Origin of the sequence: Trueperella sp., assembly GCF_043424875.1 — a bacterium.
In the GTDB taxonomy this organism is placed as follows: Bacteria; Actinomycetota; Actinomycetes; order Actinomycetales; family Actinomycetaceae; genus Trueperella.
In genome coordinates this window covers 48,771-57,011 of record NZ_JBHWPL010000113.1, presented here as the reverse complement: position 1 = coordinate 57,011, position 8,241 = coordinate 48,771, and the positions used below count along the sequence as shown (strand labels likewise).

At 62.7% G+C, this 8,241-nt stretch carries 6 protein-coding genes; 2 read left to right on the top strand and 4 right to left on the bottom strand.

Annotation, left to right across the window (positions count from 1 at the left end):
• The 3 genes from ileS to ACHFFR_RS09240 form a co-directional block, all read right to left on the bottom strand.
• A partial coding sequence (gene ileS, locus ACHFFR_RS09250; RefSeq protein ID WP_394263973.1) for an isoleucine--tRNA ligase occupies positions 1-2,012 on the bottom strand: 2,012 nt, incomplete at its 3' end.
• A 537-nt stretch (positions 2,013-2,549) separates the two neighbouring features.
• Positions 2,550-3,281, bottom strand: coding sequence for an SDR family NAD(P)-dependent oxidoreductase (locus ACHFFR_RS09245; protein WP_394263972.1), 732 nt, complete (start codon positions 3,279-3,281; stop codon positions 2,550-2,552).
• A 9-nt stretch (positions 3,282-3,290) separates the two neighbouring features.
• Entirely contained in the window at positions 3,291-3,971 is a 681-nt protein-coding gene (locus ACHFFR_RS09240; RefSeq protein WP_394263971.1) for a hypothetical protein, read from the bottom strand.
• A gap of 79 nt (positions 3,972-4,050) precedes the next feature.
• On the opposite strand from ACHFFR_RS09240, the gene proC reads away from it, so the two are divergent.
• On the top strand, positions 4,051-4,863 hold the full coding sequence (gene proC, locus ACHFFR_RS09235) for a pyrroline-5-carboxylate reductase (protein WP_394263970.1): 813 nt from the start codon (positions 4,051-4,053) through the stop codon (positions 4,861-4,863).
• Positions 4,864-4,879: 16 nt separating this feature from the next.
• Here proC and ACHFFR_RS09230 read toward each other — a convergent pair whose 3' ends face one another.
• Positions 4,880-5,422, bottom strand: coding sequence for a coenzyme F420-0:L-glutamate ligase (locus tag ACHFFR_RS09230; protein ID WP_394263969.1), 543 nt, complete (start codon positions 5,420-5,422; stop codon positions 4,880-4,882).
• 95 nt (positions 5,423-5,517) lie between these two features.
• On the opposite strand from ACHFFR_RS09230, the gene valS reads away from it, so the two are divergent.
• Complete coding sequence (gene valS, locus ACHFFR_RS09225; RefSeq protein ID WP_394263968.1) at positions 5,518-8,160, top strand: valine--tRNA ligase; 2,643 nt, start codon at positions 5,518-5,520, stop codon at positions 8,158-8,160.
• Positions 8,161-8,241: the final 81 nt, after the last annotated feature.

Below are 8,241 nucleotides of genomic sequence, written 5' to 3'. Positions count from 1 at the left end.
TGACTGCCGCGCAGAACCGGGGAACTCATCAGCATCCAGCGCACCGCGTCCGAACCATACTGATGGAACATCTCCATCGGGTCCGGATAGTTTCGCAGCGATTTCGACGCCTTTCGGCCGTCGTTGCCGAGCACGATTCCGTGGGAAATACAGCTCGTGAATGCTGGCCGGTCAAACAGGGCGGTCGCGAGCACGTGCATCGTGTAGAACCAGCCGCGCGTCTGACCGATGTATTCAACAATGAAGTCACCCGGGTAGTGGCTCTCAAACCATTCGGTGTTGTCGAACGGGTAGTGCACTTGGGCGTAGGGCATCGAGCCGGAGTCGAACCACACGTCGAGGATGTCGTCGATGCGGCGCATCGTGGACTTGCCGGTGGGGTCATCGGGGTTCGGACGCGTGAGTTCGTCAATGTATGGGCGGTGAAGGTTTGGTTCTCCGTCTGGCCCAACCGGGAGCCGTCCAAAGTCACGCTCTAGTTCCTCGAACGAGCCGTAAACGTCGATACGCGGATACATCGGGTCATCCGACTTCCACACCGGAATCGGGGTACCCCAGTAGCGGTTGCGCGAAATAGACCAGTCGCGAGCGCCCGCGAGCCAATTGCCGAAAATGCCATCCTTGATGTGCTCTGGCTGCCACGTGATCTGCTGATTCAGTTCGACCATGCGATCGCGGAATTCAGTGACTGCCACAAACCACGAGGTTACGGGCTTGTAGATGAGTGGCTTGCGGCAGCGCCAGCAATGCGGGTAGGAGTGCACGTAGGACTGCTCGCGCACGAGCACCGCGCGCACGTCGAGCGGGATGCGGGCCTGCGATCCGCTGCCATCGCGCAGGTCGTTGATGATCGGGCGGTTCGCGTCGAAGACGTTCAGGCCCGCGTAGTCGGAGGTGTTCGCCATGAACTTACCGGCGGCGTCCACCGTTTCGACCACCTTGATGTCGGCGCCGCTGAGGACGAACATATCCTCTTCACCGTAGGGCGCGATGTGCACGAGGCCGGTGCCGTCGTCCACAGAGACGTAGTCGGCCGTGTGGATGGTCCACGCGTTCGGGCCGGGCCGCTCGCTCTCGCGGCTAAAGTAATCAAAGATCGGGTTGTAGCGCTTGCCTTCGAGGTCGGTTCCCTTGAATTCGGCCACGACGGGCGGGTTTTCACCCAACTCCTTCTCGTAGGCGCCGACCAAGGCCTTGGCGAGAATGACCTTCTCGCCTGCCAGCGGGCCGTCCTCGGGCGCTACGGTCACGTAGTCGACGTCGGGGCCGACGGCGATTGCAAGATTTGCCGGAAGCGTCCACGGCGTCGTCGTCCAAATAAGTGCTAGTTCGCCGGATTCCATGCGCAGACCGACGGTGACCGTGGTGTCCTGACGGTCTTGATAGACCTCGTCGTCCATCTTCAGCTCGTGGTTCGACAGCGGGGTTTGGTCGTTCCAGCAGTACGGGAGCACGCGGTAACCCTCGTACACGAGGCCCTTGTCCCACAGCTGCTTGAATCCCCAGATCACCGACTCCATGTAGGTCGGCTCCAGCGTGGAGTAGCCGTGCTCGAAGTCAACCCAGCGCGCCTGACGGTCAACGTATTCTTCCCACTCATTGACGTACTTGAACACGCCAGCGCGGCAGGCATCGTTGAACTTTTCGACGCCCATCTCTTCGATCTCAGACTTGTCTTCAATTCCCAAGATGCGCTCGGCCTCAAGCTCGGCGGGCAGACCGTGGGTATCCCAGCCAAACACACGCTCGACGCGCTTGCCGCGCTGGGTCTGGTAGCGGGCAACGACGTCCTTGACGTAGCCGGTCAGCAGGTGCCCGTAGTGCGGAAGGCCGTTTGCAAACGGAGGGCCGTCGTAAAACACGAACTCCTCACCGGTGCGGTTATCAATCGAGGCCTGGAACGTCTTGTCCTGATCCCAGTAGCTCAAAATGTCTTTTTCGAGCTCGGGGAAGTTCGGGGACGCAACGACGTCCTGTGGGCGATGCATTGGGTATTTCGCCTGCTCGGCCATGTGTACCTCTCCTCGTGGAGTGCGAGACGCCTGCCTCGTACTCCTCCAGCGTTATCCTGAAGTTTCTAGGCGAGGGCGACGTCCGCCGCGGTACCACCTCGCTTGCCACGCCTGCTCACGGGCCGGCGAGGCCGCTTATTGGGGACGATGACGAGTCCATCCGTTCGGTTCTACTGAGTGGGTCTACACCCAACGATGCTGTCCACTGTTCTTCCGAAAGCTCCCCGGTGATTGCCGGATCAAAGCCAGAAAGAAGTCTAACGCAGGGGCGCGCGATTTCCGCATTGGTGCGCTCAATCTCACGCGGTTTGTTTGGCTCGTGAGGGTGAACGTCCACGTCCACCTGGTAATTCTGCGCCGCCAACTCGAAAACACCCGGCAGACGACGAATCTCGGGGCGCTGACAGCCCGATCTTCGCTATACGGCGACATCTGGCTCCCAGCACCCCGCAAATCCACACACACTCTTCAAGAGTCGCAATCGGCGAGTTAACGGCGGAGAACTAATCCGTCCACCCAGCGCTTGTGTTAGTCGCGTTAGTCGCGCGCGACTGTGGAGGAATTCGCTTGCGCGACCGGGCGCACGATCATCGTGTCGATGTTGACGTGGCTGGGAAGCGAGACCGTCCAGCGCACCGCCTCCGCGATGTCCTCGGCAACCAGCGGCTCGGCCACACCGGCGTACACCTTGTCAGCCCGATCGGCGTCCCCGCCAAAGCGGTTCAGCGAAAACTCCTCGGTTTTCACGAGTCCCGGTCCGATGTCGATAATCCGAACAGGCTCGCCCACGAGCTCTAGGCGCAACGTCTTGGGGATCTCACGCTCGGCATGCTTGGCCGCGGTGTATCCGCCACCGCCAAGGTATGATTCGTGGCCCGCCGTCGACGAAATGAACACAATGTCTCCCCCACTCTCGCGCATGGTCGGCAGGAGCTTCTGGGTAATCCGCAACGAGCCGAGCACGTTGATTTCGTACATCTTGCGCCAGTCCTCAATCTTGCCCTCGGCAACAGGATCTTGGCCGATCGCACCGCCGGCGTTATTGACCAGCACATCAACGTCGCCGGCAAATTCGGCGATGGCAGCCACGTCGTCATCGTTGGTGAGATCGCCCGCGATGAAGCGGCAGCCGGTCTCGTCGGCGAGCTTTTCAAGCCGGTCGGCGCGGCGGCCGGTGGCGATCACATCGAAGCCGTCGGCGCGAAGGGCGCGGACTGTCGCTGCTCCAATTCCGGTGGTTGCGCCGGTGACGAGTGCTGTGCGGGCCATGGGAACTCCTTAGGAATAGTGGCGAGTTGATCTACGCGGCACCCTAACACGCGAGATGAGCTTGCCCACGAAATACACAAGATATGCGCCGGTCAGGAACGAGACCGAGAGGATGGCGATCCATTCGACAAAGTCAGAGGCCGCCGGATCCAGGAACGGATACGGGTGTGCATAACCGCCCGACGTCGAGTACCACACGTAATAACCGAGGTAGACAAGCACGGGCACGAGCCACGCGGCCGGTACCCAGCGCCGAATCCGGTGTTGATTGCCGCCGAATAGGAGCCAGTCGATCACCACGAGCGCGGGCACGATGACGTGAGCAACAGTCGAATGCCAGCTGTCCACCGGGCCAAGCAAAGTGTTGAACAGTAGCCCGACCATCGACGAGAGCATCACCACAAAACCGCGAATTTCCGCCGAATAATCGGCGGTGCGCCGTGCGCCATTCAGCAGTGCCTTCACCACCCATGCGAGGTAATAGACGAGGACGGCAGCGTTGGTCACCTGCGTGAGGTAGGCGAAGTTGACCACGACGTTCCAGTCGTTCAGATCGCTCAAAGCCTTCCACGTGTACCAGCCCGAGAACCCGACGATCACGGCGCGGTAGCACCACATGACGAGCGCCCACAGATTCACGCCAACGTCCTTCTTCGCCACGGCTCCCTCCTTTTCGGTCAATCCGTCCATTTAGCTACGGTTTCGTAGCTTACTCGCGGCGGGCGCGATCTCCACATCGTCGGCGCGTCCGGTGTGCGAGGATAGGGGCATGCTCGGATTTATTGGCACTGGAAACATGAATACTGCAATCTTGCGCGGAGTTCTCAGCGCGGGCACGCTCGAGGCGAGCGACGTCCTCATCACGCGCACGAACGCCGCCAAGGGCCGCGAACAGGCGGACGGCTTCGGCGTCACTTTCGTCGAGGGGAACGCCGAGCTCGCGCGCGCCGTTGGCGAGGGCGGCACGATCGTCGTCGGCGTCAAGCCCTACCAGATGGCCGACGTCCTGAGCGAGCTTGGCAGCGACGCCGTCGGCCGGGTCATCGTCTCCGTTGCGGCTGGAGCACCCCTTGCCAAGCTGGAGTCCGCGCTTCCAGCGGATACAGCGCTCGTGCGCGTCATGCCCAATGTGAACTCGCAGATCGGTGCCGGAATGAGTGCGCTGTGTGCGAATGACTCGACGACGCCCGAGCAACTCGCCGCCGTCCGCGAGGTTTTCGACGCGGTCGGGTTAACCACCGTGCTCCCCGAGAAAGACTTCCCCGCATTCGCCGCAATCGCGGGCGCCTCGCCGGCGTGGACGTACACCTATATCGACGCGCTCGCCCGCGGTGCGCTGGCCAACGGCATCAAGCTCGACGAGGCGCGTCGCATCGCCGCTCAGGCCGTACTCGGTAGCGCCCAGCTGGTGCTGGACTCGCTCAATACGCACACGCCCGCCGAGCTGCGCGATCAGGTGACGTCCCCAGGCGGAACCACAATTGCCGGCCTCATCGCGATGGAGGATGCGGGCTTCACCCCGGCCGTCATCGACGCCGTCAACGCCGCAATCGCGCGGGATAACGAGATCGCCGGGTCTTAACTCAGCGCGCCCCGCGTTAGAGGTCTTCCCAGATCATGACCTCGGGTACCCCGCGCACCACCACGACCGGCGAGCTTTGTTCGCCCATCGACACGACGCCTGCGAGCGCGGCAATCGCGTCAATCACCGAGTCCCCGTCTGCATTGAGCACATCCAACCCGGCCGACCCAAGAGCAATATCGACGACTCCCCTGCCCGGTTCTCGCCCGGAACCTGAGCCTGCGATGATGACGCCGGGGCGCCCACCAAACCGAGCCGCAAGTCCGCGGCGGATCTCGGCGGCTGCCGCATCGACGTCGTCGGGAGCTTTCAAACCAAGCTTGTCCGGAATGCCAACGCGCGTGCGAAAGCCGTCCGGTGCTTCCCCAAACCTGTGCCAGCGCCCCTGCGCTTTCGCAACGATTTTGCCGGAAATGACCACGATGTCGTCGCCTCGCATGCCCACGTAGCCGTCGGGCCACGCCGCCGTATTCAGATGCGGAGCGATGACGGCTGCGACATCGTCCCCTGTGGTCAGGGTGGGGATGCCGGGAACGGAGACAGCTTGGATGTGAGCCATTAGGTGATAGTACCTAACCGGCGCGAACCTTTCGCATGGATCACTTCACACCGACCAAAGTTCGCACCGCGCGCCGAACATGGAAGAATGGCCCCATGACTGACGAAACGCTACGTAGATCCACGCAGGTGCCGAAGAAGGCAAACTTGGACGGGCTGGAAGAGCGCTGGGGTGCGACTTGGGAAGAGTCGAGCACCTACACGTTTGACGCCAACACCACCCGCGAGCAGGTGTACTCCATTGATACGCCCCCGCCCACCGTCTCGGGCTCGCTGCACGTCGGTCACGTATTTTCGTACACGCACACCGACGTGGTGGCGCGCTACAAGCGCATGAGCGGCTACAACGTGTTTTACCCGATGGGCTGGGACGATAACGGCCTGCCCACCGAGCGCCGCGTCCAGAATTACTACGGCGTGCGCGTTGATCCGTCGAAGCCCTACGTCGAGGATTTCGTGCCTCCGCACGACGGCGGGGATGGCAAGTCGATCAAGTACGCCGATCAGATGCCGATTTCGCGGCGCAACTTCATCGAGCTGTGCTGGAAGTTAACGGCCGAGGACGAGAAGCAGTTCGAAGCGCTCTGGCGCCGACTCGGGCTCTCGATCGACTGGAAGCACCAGTACCAGACGATCGACACGAACGCGCAGCGCGTGGCGCAAACGGCGTTCATCCGCAACCTTCAGCGCGGTGAGGCCTACCAGGCGCAGGCTCCGGGTCTGTGGGACGTCACGTTCCAGACCGCCGTCGCGCAGGCTGAACTTGAAGCCCGCGAGTACCCGGGCGCCTACCACACGCTCGTGTTCCACGCCGATGGCGAGGACGTACCCATCGAGACCACCCGCCCCGAGCTCCTGCCGGCGTGCGTTGCCCTCATCGCCCACCCGGACGACGAGCGCTACCAGCACCTGTTCGGTAAGAGCGCGACGACGCCGGTGTTCGGCGTCGAGGTCCCGATCCTGGCTCACCCTGCCGCAGAAATCGACAAGGGCGCGGGCATCGCGATGTGCTGTACATTTGGCGATCTCACCGACGTGCAGTGGTGGCGAGAGCTTGACCTGCCGATGCGCGCCGTGCTCGGCAAGGATGGCCGCCTCCTGAACGAAACGCCGGAGTGGATCACCTCCGAGCAGGGCGTTCAGACGTACGAGGACATGGCTGGCAAGACCACCTTCACCGGTCGGAAGATCCTCGTGGACAAGCTCAAGGACACCGGCGAGATGATCGGCGAGGAGAAGCCGACCCAGCGCATGACGAACTTCTTCGAGAAGGGCGATAAGCCGCTCGAGATCGTCACCTCGCGCCAGTGGTACATCCGCAACGGCGGGCGTGCCTACGAAGAGGCCAACGGCAAGGATCTGCGCGAGAACCTCCTCGAGCGCGGCAAGGAACTCGAGTTCCACCCCGACTTCATGCGCGTGCGCTACAACAACTGGGTCGAGGGCCTGAACTCCGACTGGCTCATTTCGCGCCAGCGGTTCTTCGGCGTTCCGATTCCGCTGTGGTACAAGGTCTCCGAGTCCGGCGACGTGGATTACGACGCCGTCATCACGCCGACCGAGGACATGCTCCCGGTGGATCCGTCCTCAGATACGCCCCCGGGCTACGACGAGTCCCAGCGTGGTGAGCCGGGCGGTTTCGTGGGCGAAGTGGACATCATGGATACGTGGGCGACCTCGTCGTTGTCTCCGCAGGTGGCCGGTGGCTGGCTGCGAGACAAGGACCTGTTCTCGGCCGTCTACCCGATGGATCTGCGCCCGCAGGGCCAGGACATCATCCGCACGTGGCTTTTTTCCACCATCGTTCGAGCACACCTCGAGTTCGGCGATCTTCCGTGGAAGCACGCCGCGATCTCCGGCTGGATTCTCGATCCGGACCGCAAGAAGATGTCCAAGTCCAAGGGCAACGTGGTTACGCCGATGGGTCTGCTGGAGCAGCACGGTTCCGACGCCGTCCGCTACTGGGCAGCCTCCGCTCGCCTCGGAACGGATGCGGCCTTCGACGAGCAGCAGATGAAGATCGGGCGTCGCCTTGCGATGAAGATCCTCAACGCTTCGAAGTTTGCTCTCGGCATGGCTGGCGGGGACGCCGCGGTGGATCTCGATCCGAGCGCCGTCACCGAGCCGCTCGATCACGCCATGCTCGCAATGCTCTCCGGCGTCATCGAACGCGCCACCACGGCATTCGAGTCCTACGATCACACGCGCGCCCTCGAGCTCGCCGAAACGTGCTTCTGGACGTTCTGCGACGATTACCTCGAGCTCGTCAAGGATCGCGCCTACGATCGCGACGGCGAGTTCTCGGCTGACGGCGGCGAGGCCAAGGTGCGCTCGGCGCGGGTCACGCTCAATCTGGCCGTCGACGCGTTCTTGCGACTGTTCGCGCCGGTGTTGCCTTATGCAACCGAGGAGGTGTGGTCCTGGTACCGCACCGGTTCGGTCCACAATGCGCCTTGGCCGACCGTGGAGGAACTCGGGGAGGCCAACGGCGACGCCGCGCTCGTCGACGTCGCCGGCTCCGCGCTCGCAGCGCTCCGCAAGGTCAAGTCCGAGGAAAAGGTTTCCCAGCGCACGCCCTACCAGAGCGTGACGCTGGAGATCCCGGCAGGCTCGCTCGACTCGAGCGAAATTGTGCGTAGCGAGCTCGAATCGGCCGCGCACGTCGTCGGCGAATTGACGTTCGCCGAGGCCGACGTGGACGAGCCGCGGGTCACAGCCTTCGAGTTCATGACGGACTAATCGGGCACCTCGCACTCCTGACGTGGCGGATTTCATGGCACTTATTGCCAGAAATCCGCCACGTTGGCATGTGGTTACGCT